Here is a 16,972-nt window from a genome sequence, read left to right as displayed (position 1 = left end):
TCAAGAGTCCCAGAGCGCCCCCAGCGACAGCAGATCGCTCCGGTACTCGATCCGCTCCGACCACTCCTTGGGCCATGCCCCGGCCCCGAGATGCGCCCCCGCCAGTGCCCCGGTCAGGCAGCCGATGGAATCCGAGTCGCCGCGGGTGCAGGCGGCCCGGCGCAGCGCGGTGACCGGTTCGTCGGGGAAGAGCAGGAAGCAGTGCAGGGCCGTGGCGAGGGCGTCCTCGGCGATCCAGCCGTCGCCGGTCGCCTCGCACGGGTCGGTCTCCGGTGACGGGTCGCGCAGGGCGTCCTGGACGCGGGCCAATGCGGTCAGGCACTCGTCCCAGCCACGCTGGATGTAGCTCTCGCCCGAGTCGTCACCCGCGTACCGCCACAGGTCGCCGAGCCAGCGTGTGAGGTAGCGGCTGCTGTTCTCGTACGCGTACGAACGCAGCTGCCCGATCAGCCCCGTCGGCTCGGCACCCTGCGCCAGCAGATACACCGCGCGCGCCATCAGGTCGGAGGCCGCGAGCGCCGTGGGATGGCCGTGTGTGAGGGCGGCCTGCAACTGCGCCGCACCGGAGCGCTGTTCCTCGCTCAGCCCCGGTACGAGCCCGACCGGCGCCACCCGCATATTGGCGCCGCAGCCCTTGGAGCCGGTCTGACTGGCCTCCTGCCAGGGCCGGTCGCCGTCGAGCAGCCGGCAGGCGCTCATGCAGGTGCGGCCGGGGGCGCGGTTGTTGTCCGGCGAGTGGTACCAGTCGACGAACTCCTCGCGTACCGGCCGGACCAGCCGCAGCGGGGTGAGCAGTCCGCGGTCCATGGCGGTGCGGATGCCCCGCGCGAGGGCCAGCGTCATCTGGGTGTCGTCGCTGACGAACGCGGGGTTCGGCAGCCGCATCTGCCGCCACGGCCCGCACTTGGCGAGGATCGACGGCACATTGTTGAACTCGGTCGGGAAGCCCAGCGCGTCGCCGAGCGCGAGCCCGGTCAGCGCGCCGGTGGCGGCCTGTTTGGTGATGGTGCGGGTCACGATCATGCGCTTCGTCCTTCCGGTCGCAGAAGTGGAGGGTGCAGGGCGGTCGCGGCACCCGCCCGGTACAGAGCAGCCGGTTTGCCGCGTCCGCCGGTGCGGCGCGGTGATCCCTCCACGGCCTGGACGAAACCGGGCGTGGTGAGGACCTTGCGCCGAAAGTTGGGGCGGTCGAGCTCGACGCCCCAGACCGTCTCGTACACCTGCTGGAGCTCGCCCAGGGTGAATTCGGCCGGGCAGAAGGCCGTCGCCAGGCAGGTGTACTCAAGTTTGGCGCCGATCCGGTCGTGCGCGTCGGTGAGGATGCGGTCGTGGTCGAAGGCGAGCGCGCCGAGTGCTCCGGCGTCCCACCAGCGGGCGTTGGCCGCATCCCCGCCGCCACGCGGCTCGGGCAGATCGGGAACGAGTGCGGTGTACGCGACGGAGACGACCCGCATCCTGGGGTCGCGGTCCGGATCGCTGTAGGTGCGCAGCTGCTCCAGGTGGAGTGCGGAAACGGTTGCCTCGGTCAGCCCGGTCTCCTCGGCGAGCTCCCGGCGGGCGGCGTCCTCGGCGGACTCTCGGGGCAGTACGAAGCCGCCGGGCAGGGCCCAGTGGCCCTTGTACGGGTCTTCACCGCGCTCGACGAGCAGGACGTGCAGCCGGCCGTCCCGGACCGTGAAGACGGCGAGGTCGACGGTGACCGCGAACGGTTCGAAGGCGTACGGGTCGTAGCCCTCGGGGGCGCCGGTGCTCATCGTCGCTCCGGGAGGGGTGCGGCGAAGTCCCAGCCCGTCGCGAGCAGAGCGTCGACGGCGTCGACCGCGGTGTCCAGGCGTTGCCGGTGCGGTCCGGCGAGTTCGACGAACCGCCGCCCGGTGCGGGTGAGTTCGGCCCTGAAGCGGTCGGTCATCCAGGGCCGCAGCTCCTCGCCGTCGCGCAGCCCGTCGTCCTCGAAGGCGACGCCCTCGTGGTCGGTGAGCAGCCACAGGTGGTGGGCGACCCGGTCGGCGGTCTCCTCGACGCGCGGGTTGCGACCGCCGATGTACCGCTCGTGCCAGACGGTGGTGGCGAAGGAGTCGGTGTCGCAGAAGAGCACCGGGGACCCGGTCCGGGCGGCCGCCTCCTCCTTGGCGTTCTGGGCCGCGGCGATCAGCGGGAAGTCGTCGGTGGTGAACGCCACGTCCTCCCACTGGGCCCGGGGCCACCGGGTACGCAGCGCGGCCAGCTTCTGTTCGCTGAACTCCCGCCCGTACTCGGCGACATACCGGGTCTGTGCCCAGACGCCGCCGCGCCGGCGGTAGTGGTCGGCGAGGGCGCGAGCCATCGTGGTGGTGCCGGTGGACTCGGCGCCGAGGACGACGATGCGGCGGGTGAGCGCGGCCCGTACGGGCGGTTCGAGGAAGTCCCAGCAGCCGATCGGATCCTTGCGGACGGCGGTGCCGGAGACCGGGAAGACCGTACGGTCGGGGTCGACGCAGACGGATTCGGCACCGAACCGGCGGGCCAGTTCGTCCCCGTACGGCTCCGAGGTGAAGACGGCATCGACCTTCTCCGGGACGGCCCCTTCGAAGACGGCCATATGGGCATCCCAGATCGCCGGGTCATGGAGATCCATCCGGGTGTCGTCGACGGCGCCGACGACCCGTACGTCCGGGTGCACCTCCCGCATCCAGGCCACCCGGCCAGCGAGGGGGACTGACTCGACGGAGGCCGCGCAGACCAGGACGGTCAGCCGCTCGCAGCGGTCCTGAGCGGTGCGGACAAGGTGGTGATGGCCGGCGTGCGGCGGATAGAACTTACCGAGCACGAGCCCGTGCCTGAACCGCTTCACCCTGTCACCTCCGCCAACTCCCGCTGCGGAACCTGGAGATCACGCTTCCAGTTGCGCAGTCCGACCAGGCACAGCGCCAGGAAGCCGACGTACAGCAGGGAGGTCGGATAGAGCTCCTTGTACGCGTACAGCGGGATGTACACGACATCGGCGGCGATCCACAGCCACCACGACTCGACGAGCTTCCGACACTGCCCGTACGTCGCAGCCAAGGACAGCGCGGTCGTCAGGGCGTCCCAGAACGGCACGGTGGAGTCGGTGGCGTGGTCGAGGAGAACGGTCAGACCGGCGGTCCCCAGCACCCCTGCCGCGCACAGCCGGACCCATTCGGTGCGGCCGGTGTTCCGCACCGGCAGGTCCGGCGAGCCCGGTCCACCCCCGTGGGTCCAGGTCCACCAGCCGTACGCGGCAAGGGTGATGAAGACGATCTGCAGGCCTGCGTCGGCGTACAGACCGGACTGGGTGAACAGCAGGATGAAGAGGAGGTTGTTGGCGATGCCGATCGGCCAGTTGGCAAGATGCTGGCGGGCCACGAGCCAGACGCACAGCGCGCCACTGCCGAAGCCGAGCACCTCGGTCCAGCCGACCGGGGTGTCCAGGACTGTCACCAGAGGTTGCTGCAGGGGATCGATGATGTCCGCGAGACTCACACCCGCCTCCTTAATAGTCACCTTGACTATAAAGGCGATTCGATGGCAGCAAAAGGCCCGCGGCCGGTTTCCTGTTCGAAAATCGAAACCAGGAACCGGCCGCGGGCCGTACAGCGGACGCCGAAGGCGGACTACAGACCGACCTCGCCCATCAGCATGCCCACCTCGGTGTTGGTGAGGCGGCGCAGCCAGCCGGACTTCTGGTCGCCCAGCGGGATCGGCCCGAAGGACGTCCGCACCAGCCGCTCGACCGGGAAGCCGGCCTCGGCCAGCATCCGGCGGACGATGTGCTTGCGGCCCTCGTGGAGGGTCACCTCGACCAGGTAGTTCTTACCGGTGTTCTCGACGACGCGGAAGTGGTCGGCGCGGGCGTACCCGTCCTCCAGCTGGATGCCGTCCTTGAGGTGCTTGCCCAGGTCGCGCGGGAGCGGTCCCTGGATGGCGGCCAGGTAGGTCTTCTTCACGCCGTACTTCGGGTGGGTCAGCCGGTGGGCCAGCTCGCCGTGGTTGGTGAGCAGGATGATGCCCTCGGTCTCGGTGTCCAGCCGGCCGACGTGGAAGAGCCGCGTCTCCCGGTTGGTGACGTAGTCGCCGAGGCACTGGCGGCCGTCCGGGTCCTCCATCGAGGAGACGACACCGGCGGGCTTGTTCAGCGCGAAGAAGAGGTACGACTGGGCGGCGACGGTCAGACCGTCGACCTTGATCTCGTCCTTGTGCACATCGACGCGCATGCCCTGCTCGACGACGATCTCGCCGTTGACCTCGACGCGGGACTGCTCGATCAGCTCCTCGCACGCACGGCGCGAGCCCATGCCGGCCCTGGCCAGGACCTTCTGCAGACGCTCGCCCTCCTGCTCGGCGCCCGGGTGGGTCTTGGGCGTCTTGATGTCGGGCTTGTTCGCGTACCTGTCCCGGTTGCGCTGCTCGATCTTGGCGTCGAGCTCGCGAGAGCGGGACGGGGCACCCTGCGGGCCACGCCGCGGGCCGCCGCTCCTCGCGCCGCCCTGCGGGGGCTTCGGACCGCCCTTGGCGCCACCGCGGGCCGCGGCGCCGCGGCCCTTGCGGGGGCCGTCGCCGCTCTTCTCGCCGGCCCCGGTGCCGCCCACGTCGTAGCGGCGCTCCTCGGGGCGGGGCCTGCGGGGACGCTTGTCCTGCCTGTCGTCGCGCCCGGCGCCGCCACCCCGGGGGTTCCGGTTGCCGCCGCTCTTGCCGCTGCCGCTTCCGCTGTTCCTGCCACTGCTTCGCATCAAAATTCCGTCTTGTCGTCTGCGTGAGTATCCGGGGTGTCCGGTGCGTCCGGATCGAACGACGGCACACCCTCTAGCGTCTCAGCCTCGATCGCGTCCGCCTCGGGGAGGAAGGGCGCGAGCTCCGGGAGCTCATCCAGGCCGCGCAGGCCCATCCGCTCCAGAAAGTAGTTCGTCGTCCTGTACAGGATCGCACCTGTTTCGGGTTCCGCGCCCGCTTCCTCGACCAGGCCCCTCTGCAGGAGCGTCCGCATCACGCCGTCACAGTTCACGCCGCGTACGGCAGAGACCCTCGAGCGGCTGACCGGCTGGCGGTACGCGACCACTGCGAGGGTCTCCAGAGCCGCCTGGGTGAGGCGGGCCTGCTGGCCGTCCAGCACGAAGCCCTCGACGGCCTCCGCGTACTCCGGGCGCGTGTAGAAGCGCCAGCCGCCCGCGACCAGCCGGAGATCGAAACCGCGGCGCTGCACGGTGTACTCGTCGGCCAGCTCCCGCAGCGCGTCGGCGACGGCCCGCCGGGGCCGCTCCAGCACCTTGGCGAGGTGTTCCTCGGTGGCGGGTTCGTCGACGACCATGAGAACGGCCTCGAGGGCGGGCTTGAGCTCAAGATCCGCGACGGTGCTCGCACCGGTGGGGCGCTGCTCGCTCATGCCTGCACATCCTCTTGTACGTCCATGTCCTGCACCTCTTGATCGAACTCGTCCGTCACCGCGGGCTCCGCCCCCTCGCCCCCGGCCCAGCGCACCATGAGCTCGCCGAGCGCCTCCTCCTGGTCGAGGGTGACGGCCTTCTCCCGGTAGAGCTCCAGCAGCGCCAGGAACCGGGCGACGACGGTGAGGGTGTCCGGAGCGTCCTCAGCGAGCTCACGGAATGTGATTCCCCCCGCTTCCCGCACCCGCGCCACGACGATCTCGGCCTGCTCACGCACGCTGACCAGCGGGGCATGGATGTGATCGACGTACACCTGCGGCTTGGGCTTCGGCTGCATCGCCTTCACGGCGAGCCGGGCGAACCCCTCGGCGCCGATGCTGATCACCACCTCGGGCAGCAGCTCGGCATGGTGCGGCTCCAGCCCCACGGTCCGGGGAAAGCGCCGCCCCTCGGACTCCAGCCGGGCGCTGAAGATCTCCGCGATGCGTTTGTACGCGCGGTACTGCAGGAGCCTCGCGAAGAGCAGGTCCCGCGCTTCGAGCAGTGCGAGATCGGCCTCGTCCTCGACCTCGGCGGCGGGCAGCAGCCGGGCGGCCTTGAGATCGAGCAGGGTCGCGGCGACGACGAGGAACTCGGTGGTCTGGTCGAGATCCCAGTCCACCCCCATGGCCCGGATGTGGGCCATGAACTCGTCGGTGACCTTGGAGAGGGCGACCTCGGTCACATCGAGCTTGTGCTTGGAGATGAGCTGCAGAAGAAGATCGAACGGCCCCTCGAAGTTGGCCAGCCGAACGGTGAACCGTCCGTCGTCGGCGGGTGCCCCGGAGGCGGCGGTGTCAGCGGGGGCTGCAGACGCCGCGGCGGCGTCCGTGAGGGCGAGGACCGCAGAACCGGACGAGGCGGCAGAGTCGGTGTCAGCGGCGTCGACGGGCACCGCAGGGCCGGCGGTATCCGCTGGGGCGGCGGCGACGGCATCGGCGGGGGTCGCAAGCGCCGCGGCAGCGTCCGTGATGGCGGTCGAGGGTTCCGGGGGCGCCTCCCCGGTTCCGGGAAGGGGCGGGATGGGGGACACACCGACAGCGGCGCCCTCCACCACCGCGGCCCCGGCCGCGGACGGCGCAGGCCGGCCCCCCGGACCGCGCCCCAGGGGGCGCCGGGGCGTGCGGGCGGGCTCGTCGGTCGTCGGCATGGAGGTCCAGGGTGCGGCGGGGATACGGGCGGGCGGTGTGCCGTACGGAGACGGCCGGGCCGCTCGGCGGCGGCCCCCCGGGCAGGCTACCGGCCCGCCGTACCGGTCAGCGGCCGCGCAGCCGCCGTACGAGGATGCTCGCGTCGCCCCGCGACTCCAGGTCGGCGAGGACCACGGCGACCGCCTCGCGGACGATCCGCCCACGGTCGACGGCGAGCCCGTGCTCGCCGCGCAGGACGAGCCGCGCGTGTTCGAGGTCCATCAGTTCCTCGGCCGAGACATAGACGGTGATCTTCTCGTCGTGGCGTTCCCGGCCGCTCGGCCGCCGGTTCGCCCCGCGTCCGCCTCCGCGCCTGCGCTGCTGCTGGACGGCCGGAGCCGCCTCCTGCTGCGTGCCGGACGGCGTCCCGGACGAGGACTGGGGCCGACGGCCAGCCTGAGCGGCCGCCGCCCGGTCGTTCTCCCCGCCCCGGCTGCGGGAGTCCCCCGCGTCGGCGTCCGCCGTCGAATGTTCCTCGCCGGACGTCAGGGTCCCGGATCCACCGGCCTCGGCCGCCCCGGATCCGTCCGCCGCGGAATCGCTCTCACCGGCCGGAGCCGGAACCCGCGCCTCGCCGTTCGCCTTGCGCCGCCGGTCCGCGGGGGACGAGGACTGCAGCCCCATCCCCCCGGTGGTACGGAACAGTTCGTCGGCCCCGGGCAGACTCACTCGGCGTGACACCGGGCGAGCACCTCCCTGGCGAGCTGGCGATAGGCGGCTGCACCGACCGAGTTGGAGGCGTACGTGGTGATGGGCTCGCCGGCGACCGTGGTCTCCGGGAAGCGCACCGTGCGCCCGATCACCGTGTGGTAGACGTGCTCGTCGAAGGCCTCGACGACCCGCGCGAGGACCTCGCGGCTGTGCACCGTACGGGAGTCGTACATGGTGGCGAGAATGCCGTCGAGCTCCAGCTCCGGGTTGAGCCGCTCCTGAACCTTCTCGATGGTCTCGGTGAGCAGTGCCACACCACGGAGCGCGAAGAACTCGCACTCGAGCGGCACTATCACCTTGTGAGCAGCCGTCAGGGCGTTCACCGTGAGCAGGCCCAACGAGGGCTGACAGTCGATCACGATGTAGTCGTAGTCGGCCATCAGCGGCTTCAGGGCGCGCTGCAGCGTCGACTCCCGGGCCACCTCACTGACCAGCTGCACCTCGGCGGCCGACAGGTCGATGTTGCTCGGCAGCAGGTCCATGTTGGGCACGGCGGTCTTCAGGAGGACCTCGTCGGCCGACATGCCCCGCTCCATGAGCAGGTTGTAGACCGTGAGGTCGAGCTCCATCGGGTTGACGCCGAGGCCGACGGACAGGGCTCCCTGCGGGTCGAAGTCGACGAGCAGGACACGGCGTCCGTACTCCGCGAGCGCGGCACCGAGGTTGATGGTCGACGTGGTCTTGCCGACGCCGCCCTTCTGGTTGCACATCGCGATGATCTTCGCGGGACCGTGGTCGGTCAGCGGGCCCGGGATCGGGAAGTAGGGCAGGGGCCGGCCGGTCGGGCCGATCCGCTCGCGGCGCTGGCGGGCAGCGTCGGGCGCGAGGGTGGCCGCGTACTCCGGATCGGGCTCGTACTCGGCGTCGGGGTCGTAGAAGTGCCCCTGGGGCACCTCGTCGAAGTCGGCGAAGTGGGCGGTCTCTCGGCCACTCTCGTTGCCGGCCATGGCGTTCACGTTTAGGCCGTCCATCATCTGGGGGGCTGTCGTCATGTGCTGGTGGGTGGCGAAGGTGCGGACAGCGACGGAGCCGACAGCCTCCAGCCCGATCGGGCTCTGGCCCCGTGCAGGCATCCCTGGTTGAACACCCCCGGGAGTAAATGTCGACTCATTCACAAGTCGTCTTACCTCCTTGGACGTGACCAGGAAACTTATCGATAGGTCAGCGTGACACCATGCCGACGATTGGCGACTCTATGGCGTGTCACCGGTTCGCAGCAACACAATCCGCCGGACCCGGCCCGATGTGTCGGCAATCGAACACCCCCCTGTCAAGGGTGCACGGTCACTCCGGCGCACAATTCGCCGGTGCGCGAAACGGGTAAAGGGTTACGTTCAAGGCAAGTTGCGCAAGGCTCTCACAGTGGCCCGACATGCGTCCGGCCGGACCTTGCTCGGCAAGGTCCGGCCGGACGCGTGAGGTTGACGAAAGATGTTGACCCGTCAGCCGAGAAGCGTGCTCAGCTCGACGTGCTCCAGACCGTGCGCCTCCGCCACCTCGCGGTAAACGACCTGGCCCTCATGGGTGTTGAGGCCCTTGGCGAGTGCGGCGTCGCGGCGAAGCGCCTCGGTCCAGCCGCGGTTGGCGAGCTCCAGGATGTACGGCAGCGTGGCGTTGGTGAGCGCGTACGTGGAGGTGTTCGGCACCGCGCCCGGCATGTTGGCGACGCAGTAGAAGACCGAGTTGTGGACCATGAAGGTCGGCTCGGCGTGCGTCGTCGGGTGCGAGTCCTCGAAGCAGCCACCCTGATCGATTGCAATGTCGACAAGTACACTTCCGGGCTTCATCTTGGCGACGAGCTCGTTGGTGACCAGCTTCGGGGCCTTCGCGCCGGGGATCAGCACGGCACCGATGACGAGGTCGGCCTCGATGACCGCCTTCTCCAGCTCGAAGGCGTTGGAGACGATCGTCTTCACCTTGGTGCCGAAGACCTTGTCGGCCTCGCGCAGCTTGTTGATGTCCCGGTCGAGCAGCGTGACGTGGAAGCCGAGACCGACGGCGATCTGCGTGGCGTTCCAGCCGGAGACACCGCCACCGATGACGACGGCCTCGGCGGGCGCGGTACCCGGGACGCCGCCCGGCAGCACGCCGCGGCCGCCGACCGAGCGCATCAGGTGGTACGCGCCGACCTGCGGGGCCAGCCGGCCCGCGACCTCGGACATCGGGGCGAGCAGCGGCAGCGCGCGGTTGGCGGTCTCGACGGTCTCGTACGCGATCGCGGTGGTGCCGGACTCCAGCAGCGCGTCCGTGCACTCGCGGGAGGCGGCGAGGTGCAGGTAGGTGAAGAGCGTCTGGTCCTTGCGGAGGCGGTGGTACTCCTCGGCGACCGGCTCCTTGACCTTGAGGAGCAGGTCGGCGGTGGCCCAGACCTCGTCGGCGGTGGGGAGGATCCGCGCCCCCGCGGCGATGTACTCCTCGTCCATGATCGAGGACCCGGCACCGGCGTTCTGCTCGACGACGACCTGGTGGCCGTTGCGGACGAGCTCATGCACACCGGCGGGCGTGATGGCCACGCGGAACTCGTTGTTCTTGACTTCGCGGGGGATGCCGACCTTCACGTCGATCACGGTCCTTGACTCAGAGGGTTACTCCGGGCATAGAGGCGCATACCCGGATACACACAGTGTAAATGGAGACACCGCGAACGTACGCGGCAGAGCCAGTTTAATGAAGGGCTTCTCGCTGTCTAGCCTTACAAAGCCTTAATTTTCAGTCGACCCACTACGGATTTCGCAGGCTGGCTCATCCTTGCCCAGCAGTCTCTGCGCCATTCCGCGGTGCAACCCCGCGGCAGCCGGGTCGCCGAGCCGGTCAAGTGTGTCGGCCAGCCGGAGCTCCAGCGCGGCCTGCAGCCGTACGTCCTTGGTCTGCCGTGCCCACTCGACGGCCTCCTGGCAGGTGCGCAGCGACTCCTGCGGCCGCCCCGCGTACTCCTGCACCCGCGCGGCCTCGCTGAGCGCCCGCGCCTGGGCGGCCAGGTCGCCGAGCCTGCGGTACACGGCCGCCGCGGCCCGCCAGTTCCGCAGCGCCTCGCCGTACTGCCCGGCGTAGGTGTGGACGGAGCCGAGCCGCCCGTACAGCCGCGCCTCGTCGGCGAGCTCGCCGTGGGTGAGCCGCTGCGCGAGCGCCCGGCCGTACCAGTCGGAGGCCCGGTTGAAGTCCCCCAGCTCGGCGTAGGCGCCGCCTACGGATTCCATCGCCCTGCCCGTCGCGTACGGGTCCTTCGCCGCCCGTCCGGCGTCCAGGGCCGCCCGATAGCGGGTCAGCGCCTCCTGCGTACGGCCGGTCCTGGCGTCCAGATCGGCGAGATTGAGCAGTGCGGCGGCACGCTCACGGGGCAGCTCGCGCCGCTCGGCGACGGCCAGGACCAGTCCGTGCAGTCCGTACAGATCGGATGCCGCGGCCTCGGTGCCCTGGTGCACGGCCAGTGCCCGCACCAGTGCGGCCACCAACCTCCGCGCCAGGGTGTCCAGTTCACCGTCCTCCACGGCGATCCGGGCGGAGGCGAGCAGGGCCGGCCGGCGGATCCGCAGCCAGGCGGCGGCCGCTTCGGGGTGCGGAAAGCGCAGCGAGCGCGGCAGTCCGGCGAGCTTCCGGCGGGCCTCGGAACCCTCCGGATCGGTGATCGCCCGGCAGGACTGGAGCTGGCGTACGGTCCGCTCCAGCAACCGGGCCCTGGCGAGCTGGATCTCGGCCGGCCGGTCCCGGTCGGCGAGCAGGGCCTGCAGCAGCGGGGCGAGGCAGCCGGGCACCTCGTACTGCGGCAGCTCCGCGCCGTTGGTACGCAGCAGGCCCAGCCGGACGAAGTCGTCGAGGGTCGACTGGGCGGCCGAGACCGAGCAGCCGGCCAGCGCGGACGCGGCGTGGGCGTCGGCGAGCCCGGCGGGGGCGAGCGCGAGCAGTCGCAGTATCCGGCCGGCGGTCTGCGGCAGGGACTCGTAGACCAGCCGGAAGGCGCGGGCCAGCGGGCGGGCACCGGTGGGCTGCTCGGCGTCGTCCGGCAGCTCGCGCAGCTGCTTGGTGACATCGGCGACCGATGCCATGGGGTGGGCGGCGAGCCAGCCGCCGATCATGACCAGGGCGGCAGGCTGTCCACCGCACTCCTCGGCGAGGCTCTCGGCGGTCAGCGGGTCCACCGTGATCCTGACCTGGCCGATGGCGCCGGCCAGCAGCTGGACGGCGGAGCCCTTGTCGAGGCCGCCGATGGTGCACGGGCGGACGCCGGGGATGCCGGTGAGCGGGCCCTGGGCGGTGGCGACCACCAGGCAGCCGGGGTTGTCCGGCAGCAGCGGGTCGACCTGTTCGGCATCGGCGGCGTCTTCGAGCAGCAGGACGTGCCGGTCGGTGAGGGCCTCACGGAGCAGCTGGGACAGTTCGTCCCCGTCCGCGCCGGGCGGCCCGGCGACCCCCAGCTGGTCGAGGAGGTCCCGGGCGGTGCGTTCGGTGGGGACGGGAGCGCCGCCGAGGTCGGTGAGCCTGACCCGGAGCAGCCCGTCGGGGTAGTCGCCGGTGTCCAGCAGCGCCCGGGTGAGTTCCTCGGCGAGTGCGGTGCGCCCGGAGCCGGGGCGTCCGGCAATCAGCAGGACCCTGGCGCGGGCCGCTTTGCGACCGGCCAGGGTGTCCAGTCCGGCCCGTTCGATGTCGGCCTTCAGTTCCTTCAACTCGCGTTCGCGGCCGAAGAATTGGCGTGGCGCGGCGCCGGACGGCCCCTCGGTCCCCGCCGCCGATGCCGGGCCGCTGGTGTCCACCGCCTGATCCGTCACGGGCCACGCTCCACTTCGCTGCACGCGTTGCCCGCCGGGACTCCGGCCAGGGCATTCCGAGCGTAGTTCAGGCGGGTACGCGAACACGGTGGAGCGCGGCGGGGAGGTCCCCCGATCGGATCAGCATTTTGTCCGATCGGAGGACCCCCTGTTCGCCGCAACAGACCGTCAAGACCGACGAACCGCCGGACCGACGGGACCTCAGACCTCGAACGGCCTGGCCGGCCACGGCGCCTCCGCCGGCCGCAACGAGTCGATCCCGTCGCCGGCGAGCACCGCCGCAAGCGAAAGGACGCCCACCACGAGGCAGTTGTTGTGCAGCTCCCCGGCGAGCACCCCCCGCACGAGCTCCTTGAGCTCCACCCGGGCCAGCTCCATGTCGGCCTCCTCCTCGGAGACCTCGAAGCGCTCGCCGTCGGCCTCGGAGAGATTCCGGGCGAGGAAGATCCGTACCGCTTCGTCGCAGCCGCCGGGCGTGGTGTAGACGTCGGTCAGCACCCGCCAGTCCTCGGCCTTGACGTACGCCTCCTCGTAGAGCTCGCGCTGCGCCGCGTGCAGCGGGTTCTCACCGGGGATGTCGAGCAGGCCTGCCGGGATCTCCCAGAGCTTTTGCCGCACGGGGTGCCGGTACTGCCGCAGCACGAGGACCCGGCCCGCGTCGTCGAGCGCCAGCACGGCGACCGATCCCGGGTGGACCTGGTAGTCGCGGCGCACGACGGAGCCATCGGGCATCACCACGTCGTCGGTGCGGACGCTGGTCTTGTTGCCCGTAAAGGGGGTCTCGGTCGCGGTGACCGGCCACTCCTCGGGCGTGTCCTGGATACCCATCTACGTCCTCCCACAAAAAACAGAAACCGGGGTACGGACCCTCAGTGGATCCGTACCCCGGTCAACGGTAACGCCTGCCTGCCGTCGGGCTACTTGCCCGACGTGGTGCCCTGCTTGCCGGCGGTCTTGCGCTCGACAGCCGCCTTGACCAGGCCCGCGAAGAGCGGGTGCGGGCGGGTCGGCCGGGACCGGAGTTCCGGGTGCGCCTGGGTGGCGACCAGGTAGGGGTGGACCTCGCGCGGGTACTCGACGTACTCGACGAGCTTGTTGTCCGGGGACGTGCCGGAGAAGACCAGACCGGCCTTCTTCTCCAGCTCGGCGCGGTAGGCGTTGTTGACCTCGTAGCGGTGGCGGTGGCGCTCCTCCACGTACGGCTGGTCGTCGTACGCCTCACGGACGAGCGAACCCTCGGCGAGCTTCGCCGGGTACAGGCCGAGCCGCATGGTGCCGCCCAGGTCGCCGGCGCCCTCGACGTACGCGAGCTGCTCCTCCATCGTCGAGATGACGGGGTGCGAGGTGGCGGCGTCGAACTCGGTGGAGTTGGCGTCGGGGATCTCGGCGAGGTTGCGCGCCGCCTCGATCACGATGCACTGCAGGCCGAGACAGAGACCGAGCAGCGGCACCTTGTTCTCGCGGGCGTACTGGATGGCGCCGATCTTGCCGTTGACACCGCGGTCGCCGAACCCGCCGGGGACGCAGATCGCGTCGACGTCGGAGAGCTGCCCGGCGGCGCCGGCCGGGGTCTTGCAGTCGTCGGAGGCGACCCACTTGACCTTGACGCGGGCCTTGTTCGCGAAGCCGCCGGCCCGGATGGCCTCGGTGACCGAGAGATACGCGTCGGGCAGGTCGATGTACTTGCCGACGAGCGCGACGGTGATCTCGTGGTCGGGGTTGTGGACGCGGTCCAGCAGGTCGTCCCAGGTGGTCCAGTCGACGTCACGGAACGGCAGGTCGAGCTTGCGCACGACGTACGCGTCCAGGCCCTCGGTGTGCAGCACCTTCGGGATGTCGTAGATCGACTTGGCGTCCACGCAGGCCACCACGGCGGCCTCGTCCACGTCGCACATCAGCGAGATCTTGCGCTTGATGGCGGTCGGTACGTCACGGTCGGCGCGCAGCACGATCGCGTCCGGCTGAATACCGATGTTCCGCAGCGCCGCGACCGAGTGCTGGGTGGGCTTGGTCTTCAGCTCGCCGGACGGGCCGATGTACGGCAGCAGCGAGATGTGCACGACGAAGACGTTGTCCCGGCCGACCTCGTGGCGGACCTGACGGACGGTCTCCAGGAACGGCAGCGACTCGATGTCGCCGACCGTGCCGCCGACCTCGGTGATGACGACATCGACGTCATCGGTGGCCATGCGGCGGATGCGGTGCTTGATCTCGTTGGTGATGTGCGGGATGACCTGGACGGTGTCACCGAGGTACTCGCCACGCCGCTCCTTGGCGATGACCTGCGAGTACACCTGACCGGTCGTGACGTTGGCGGAGCCGTCGAGGTCGACGTCGAGGAAACGCTCGTAGTGGCCGATGTCCAGGTCGGTCTCGGCCCCGTCGTTGGTGACGAACACCTCGCCGTGCTGGAACGGGTTCATCGTGCCAGGGTCGACATTGAGGTACGGGTCGAGCTTCTGCATCGTGACCCGAAGGCCCCGCGCCTTGAGCAGGGCACCCAGGCTGGAGGCAGTCAGACCCTTGCCGAGGGAAGAGGCGACACCCCCGGTGACGAAGATGTGCTTGGTCGTCGTGGATGTGGGCTGCATAGCCAAAGGGGGCTCCCGTGGTCGCGGATCTTGAGGTGCGTACCGGCGTTGCCATTCGGAGAGTCCGAAGGTGCCGTCGCTGCGGTTCGGGGGCCTCGTCCGCTGTTGCTGACGACCACCGGTCCACGGGCTACCAGGGTATCAGCGACTCGGGGAGCCTGCTTCCGGCCACACCCGGCGCACCAGCCTCGCTAGATCACCACACCGTGTTCGGTCCCCACCCGTTCGGCTCAGATGTGTTACCTGGACCGTCGCGCGGATCATGGACGTGCGTCGTATCCTGCTCGGACACTCGCAGCCGGGCGACCCACACAAGCCCTCGGCTCCCCACAACAACCCCTTGAAACGACCTTTTTACCCGCAGTAAGCGCCCCACGGGGCGACGTGGCCGTTCGACTGGAGATGCACGTGGCCGGGCGCATCGAGGATTACGCACTCATCGGAGACATGCAGACCGCCGCACTGGTCTGCCGGGACGGAACGGCGGACTGGCTGTGCCTGCCCCGCTTCGACTCGCACGCCGTCTTCGCGGGACTGCTGGGTACCGAGGAGCACGGCTTCTGGCGCCTGGGCCCCGCGCACGCGGAAGGATCCGAACCACCCTCCGCGGACCGGCGGCGCTATCGCGGCGACTCCCTGATCCTGGAATCGGAGTGGGACACGCCGCGCGGCACGGTCCGGGTGACCGATTTCATGCCCCCGCGTGACAGCGCACCGCAGCTGATCCGGATCGTGGAAGGGATCAGCGGCCGGGTGTCGATGCGCTCCGAGCTGCGGATGCGGTTCAGCTACGGGCGGGTGATCCCGTGGGTGCACCGGGTCGACAGCCGTACCGTCGCGGTGGCCGGCCCGGACTCCGTCTGGCTTGACACGCCCGCCGACACGTTCGGCGAGGACCTGACGACGTACTCCGACTTCACCGTCGCACCGGGCGACCGGATCGAGTTCACCCTCAGCTGGCAGCCCTCGCACCGGGAGCCGCCCGCGCTGCCGGACCCCGAGGGCGCGCTGGAGGCGACCGAGGACTTCTGGCGCGAGTGGGTCGAGCAGTGCACGTACCACGGCCCCTACCGGGAGGCGGTGGTGCGCTCGCTGATCACGCTGAAGGCCCTGACGTACGCCCCGACCGGCGGCATCGTCGCCGCGCCGACCACCTCGCTCCCGGAGGACATCGGCGGCTCGCGCAACTGGGACTACCGCTACACCTGGCTGCGCGACGCCGCGATCACCCTCTCCTCCCTGCTGCGCACCGGCTACCGCGAGGAGGCCCGCGCGTGGCGTGAGTGGCTGCTGCGGGCGGTCGCGGGCGACCCGGAGAACCTGCAGATCATGTACGGCATCGCGGGCGAGCGCGAACTGGGCGAGGCCGAACTGGACTGGCTGCCCGGCTACGAGAACTCCGGCCCGGTCCGGGTCGGCAACGGCGCGGCGAACCAGCTGCAGCTCGATGTGTACGGCGAGGTCGTCGAGGCGCTGCATCTCGCACACATGACGGGCCTGACCCGCAACGACTACGCGATGGGGCTCCAGCTCAAGCTGATCGAGTACCTGGAGAACCACTGGGACGAGCCGGACGAGGGCATCTGGGAGGTGCGCGGGCCACGCCGCCACTTCGTCCACTCCAAGGTGATGGCCTGGGTCGCTGTCGACCGCACCATCAAGCTGATCGAGTCCGGGGACACCGATGGGCCGTTGGAGCGGTGGCGCGAGCTGCGCGACGACATCCACCGCGATGTCTGCGAGAACGGCTACGACAAGGAACGGAACACCTTCACCCAGTCCTACGGGTCGAAGGAGCTGGACGCGTCACTGCTGCTGATCCCGCAGATGGGCTTCCTGCCGCCGGACGACAAGCGGGTGATCGGCACGATCGAGGCGATCCAGCGGGAGCTGTCCACGGAGGACGGGTTCGTGCTGCGCTACCCGACCACGGGCGAGGCCGCGGGCGTCGACGGCCTGGAGGGCGACGAGGGTGCGTTCCTGGCGTGCTCGTTCTGGCTGGCGGACGACCTGGCGATGATCGGCCGGGTCGACGAGGCGCGCCAGCTGTTCGAGCGGCTGCTGTCGCTGCGAAACGATCTGGGGCTGCTGGCGGAGGAGTGGGATTCGCGGCTGCAGCGTCAGGTGGGAAACTTCCCGCAGGCGTTCAGCCACGTCCCTCTGATCGACACGGCGCTGCGGCTGACCGCGAGCGGGGCGTACGTCGGCTGACCGCCGGATGGCGTGGCAGGACCGTGTCCGACGGCCGGTGCGGGCCGGGCCACCGGTCGGTCCGGGCGAGGCTTCGCGGACCCGGCCTG

Annotated in this window: 14 protein-coding genes; 1 reads left to right on the top strand and 13 read right to left on the bottom strand. The window is 70.4% G+C overall.

Annotation, left to right across the window (positions count from 1 at the left end; translation table 11 throughout):
* The 13 genes from OHB49_RS32495 to OHB49_RS32435 all read right to left on the bottom strand — a co-directional run bounded on the left by OHB49_RS32495 (window position 1) and on the right by OHB49_RS32435 (window position 14,672).
* On the bottom strand, window positions 1-1,023 hold the full coding sequence (locus tag OHB49_RS32495; protein WP_030917932.1) for an ADP-ribosylglycohydrolase family protein: 1,023 nt from the start codon (window positions 1,021-1,023) through the stop codon (window positions 1-3).
* The gene (locus tag OHB49_RS32490) at window positions 1,020-1,754 is read right to left on the bottom strand and encodes an NUDIX hydrolase (RefSeq protein ID WP_030977285.1); all 735 of its coding nucleotides are present in this window, start codon (window positions 1,752-1,754) and stop codon (window positions 1,020-1,022) included. Before OHB49_RS32490 ends, OHB49_RS32495 begins: the two co-directional genes overlap by 4 nt.
* Entirely contained in the window at window positions 1,751-2,830 is a 1,080-nt protein-coding gene (locus OHB49_RS32485; RefSeq protein ID WP_329164508.1) for an AAA family ATPase, read from the bottom strand. Before OHB49_RS32485 ends, OHB49_RS32490 begins: the two co-directional genes overlap by 4 nt.
* Window positions 2,827-3,480: a nicotinamide riboside transporter PnuC gene (pnuC, locus tag OHB49_RS32480; RefSeq protein WP_030977288.1), complete on the bottom strand. Its 654-nt coding sequence runs from the start codon at window positions 3,478-3,480 to the stop codon at window positions 2,827-2,829. Before pnuC ends, OHB49_RS32485 begins: the two co-directional genes overlap by 4 nt.
* A 131-nt stretch (window positions 3,481-3,611) precedes the next feature.
* Window positions 3,612-4,727, bottom strand: coding sequence for a pseudouridine synthase (locus OHB49_RS32475; protein ID WP_030977290.1), 1,116 nt, complete (start codon window positions 4,725-4,727; stop codon window positions 3,612-3,614).
* Window positions 4,727-5,377 carry an SMC-Scp complex subunit ScpB gene (gene scpB, locus OHB49_RS32470; RefSeq protein ID WP_030977295.1) on the bottom strand — a complete coding sequence of 217 codons (651 nt, stop codon included), beginning with the start codon at window positions 5,375-5,377 and terminating at the stop codon, window positions 4,727-4,729. The genes OHB49_RS32475 and scpB overlap by 1 nt, the downstream gene beginning before the upstream one ends.
* Window positions 5,374-6,567, bottom strand: coding sequence for a segregation and condensation protein A (locus OHB49_RS32465; RefSeq protein WP_329164506.1), 1,194 nt, complete (start codon window positions 6,565-6,567; stop codon window positions 5,374-5,376). The genes scpB and OHB49_RS32465 overlap by 4 nt, the downstream gene beginning before the upstream one ends.
* 106 nt (window positions 6,568-6,673) lie before the next feature.
* Window positions 6,674-7,276 (bottom strand): hypothetical protein, encoded by a 603-nt coding sequence (locus OHB49_RS32460; protein ID WP_030977299.1) that lies wholly within the window; start codon window positions 7,274-7,276, stop codon window positions 6,674-6,676.
* A complete protein-coding gene (locus tag OHB49_RS32455) occupies window positions 7,273-8,391 on the bottom strand; it encodes a ParA family protein (protein WP_030917911.1) in 1,119 nt (372 codons plus the stop codon). The genes OHB49_RS32460 and OHB49_RS32455 overlap by 4 nt, the downstream gene beginning before the upstream one ends.
* 369 nt (window positions 8,392-8,760) lie before the next feature.
* The gene (gene ald, locus OHB49_RS32450) at window positions 8,761-9,876 is read right to left on the bottom strand and encodes an alanine dehydrogenase (RefSeq protein WP_329166693.1); all 1,116 of its coding nucleotides are present in this window, start codon (window positions 9,874-9,876) and stop codon (window positions 8,761-8,763) included.
* Window positions 9,877-10,020: 144 nt separating this feature from the next.
* Complete coding sequence (locus tag OHB49_RS32445) at window positions 10,021-12,081, bottom strand: tetratricopeptide repeat protein (protein WP_329164505.1); 2,061 nt, start codon at window positions 12,079-12,081, stop codon at window positions 10,021-10,023.
* Between the two features lie 201 nt (window positions 12,082-12,282).
* Entirely contained in the window at window positions 12,283-12,909 is a 627-nt protein-coding gene (locus OHB49_RS32440) for an NUDIX domain-containing protein (RefSeq protein WP_030977305.1), read from the bottom strand.
* 89 nt (window positions 12,910-12,998) lie between these two features.
* Complete coding sequence (locus OHB49_RS32435; protein WP_030917899.1) at window positions 12,999-14,672, bottom strand: CTP synthase; 1,674 nt, start codon at window positions 14,670-14,672, stop codon at window positions 12,999-13,001.
* Between the two features lie 408 nt (window positions 14,673-15,080).
* Here OHB49_RS32435 and OHB49_RS32430 point away from each other — a divergent pair, with 408 nt between their 5' ends.
* A complete protein-coding gene (locus tag OHB49_RS32430; protein WP_329164504.1) occupies window positions 15,081-16,883 on the top strand; it encodes a glycoside hydrolase family 15 protein in 1,803 nt (600 codons plus the stop codon).
* The last annotated feature ends 89 nt before the right edge of the window (window positions 16,884-16,972 follow it).

This window comes from Streptomyces sp. NBC_01717 (genome assembly GCF_036248255.1).
Classification (GTDB): domain Bacteria; phylum Actinomycetota; class Actinomycetes; order Streptomycetales; family Streptomycetaceae; genus Streptomyces.
This window is presented reverse-complemented; position numbering and strand designations above follow the sequence as displayed.

Excerpts from the sequence above, each read along its gene's own strand:
- OHB49_RS32495 (WP_030917932.1), bottom strand. The coding sequence starts at position 1,023 with ATGATCGTGACCCGCACCATCACCAAACAGGCCGCCACCGGCGCGCTG.
- OHB49_RS32490 (WP_030977285.1), bottom strand. The coding sequence starts at position 1,754 with ATGAGCACCGGCGCCCCCGAGGGCTACGACCCGTACGCCTTCGAACCG.
- OHB49_RS32475 (WP_030977290.1), bottom strand. The coding sequence starts at position 4,727 with ATGCGAAGCAGTGGCAGGAACAGCGGAAGCGGCAGCGGCAAGAGCGGC.
- scpB (WP_030977295.1), bottom strand. The coding sequence starts at position 5,377 with ATGAGCGAGCAGCGCCCCACCGGTGCGAGCACCGTCGCGGATCTTGAG.
- OHB49_RS32465 (WP_329164506.1), bottom strand. The coding sequence starts at position 6,567 with ATGCCGACGACCGACGAGCCCGCCCGCACGCCCCGGCGCCCCCTGGGG.
- OHB49_RS32455 (WP_030917911.1), bottom strand. The coding sequence starts at position 8,391 with ATGCCTGCACGGGGCCAGAGCCCGATCGGGCTGGAGGCTGTCGGCTCC.
- OHB49_RS32440 (WP_030977305.1), bottom strand. The coding sequence starts at position 12,909 with ATGGGTATCCAGGACACGCCCGAGGAGTGGCCGGTCACCGCGACCGAG.
- OHB49_RS32435 (WP_030917899.1), bottom strand. The coding sequence starts at position 14,672 with ATGCAGCCCACATCCACGACGACCAAGCACATCTTCGTCACCGGGGGT.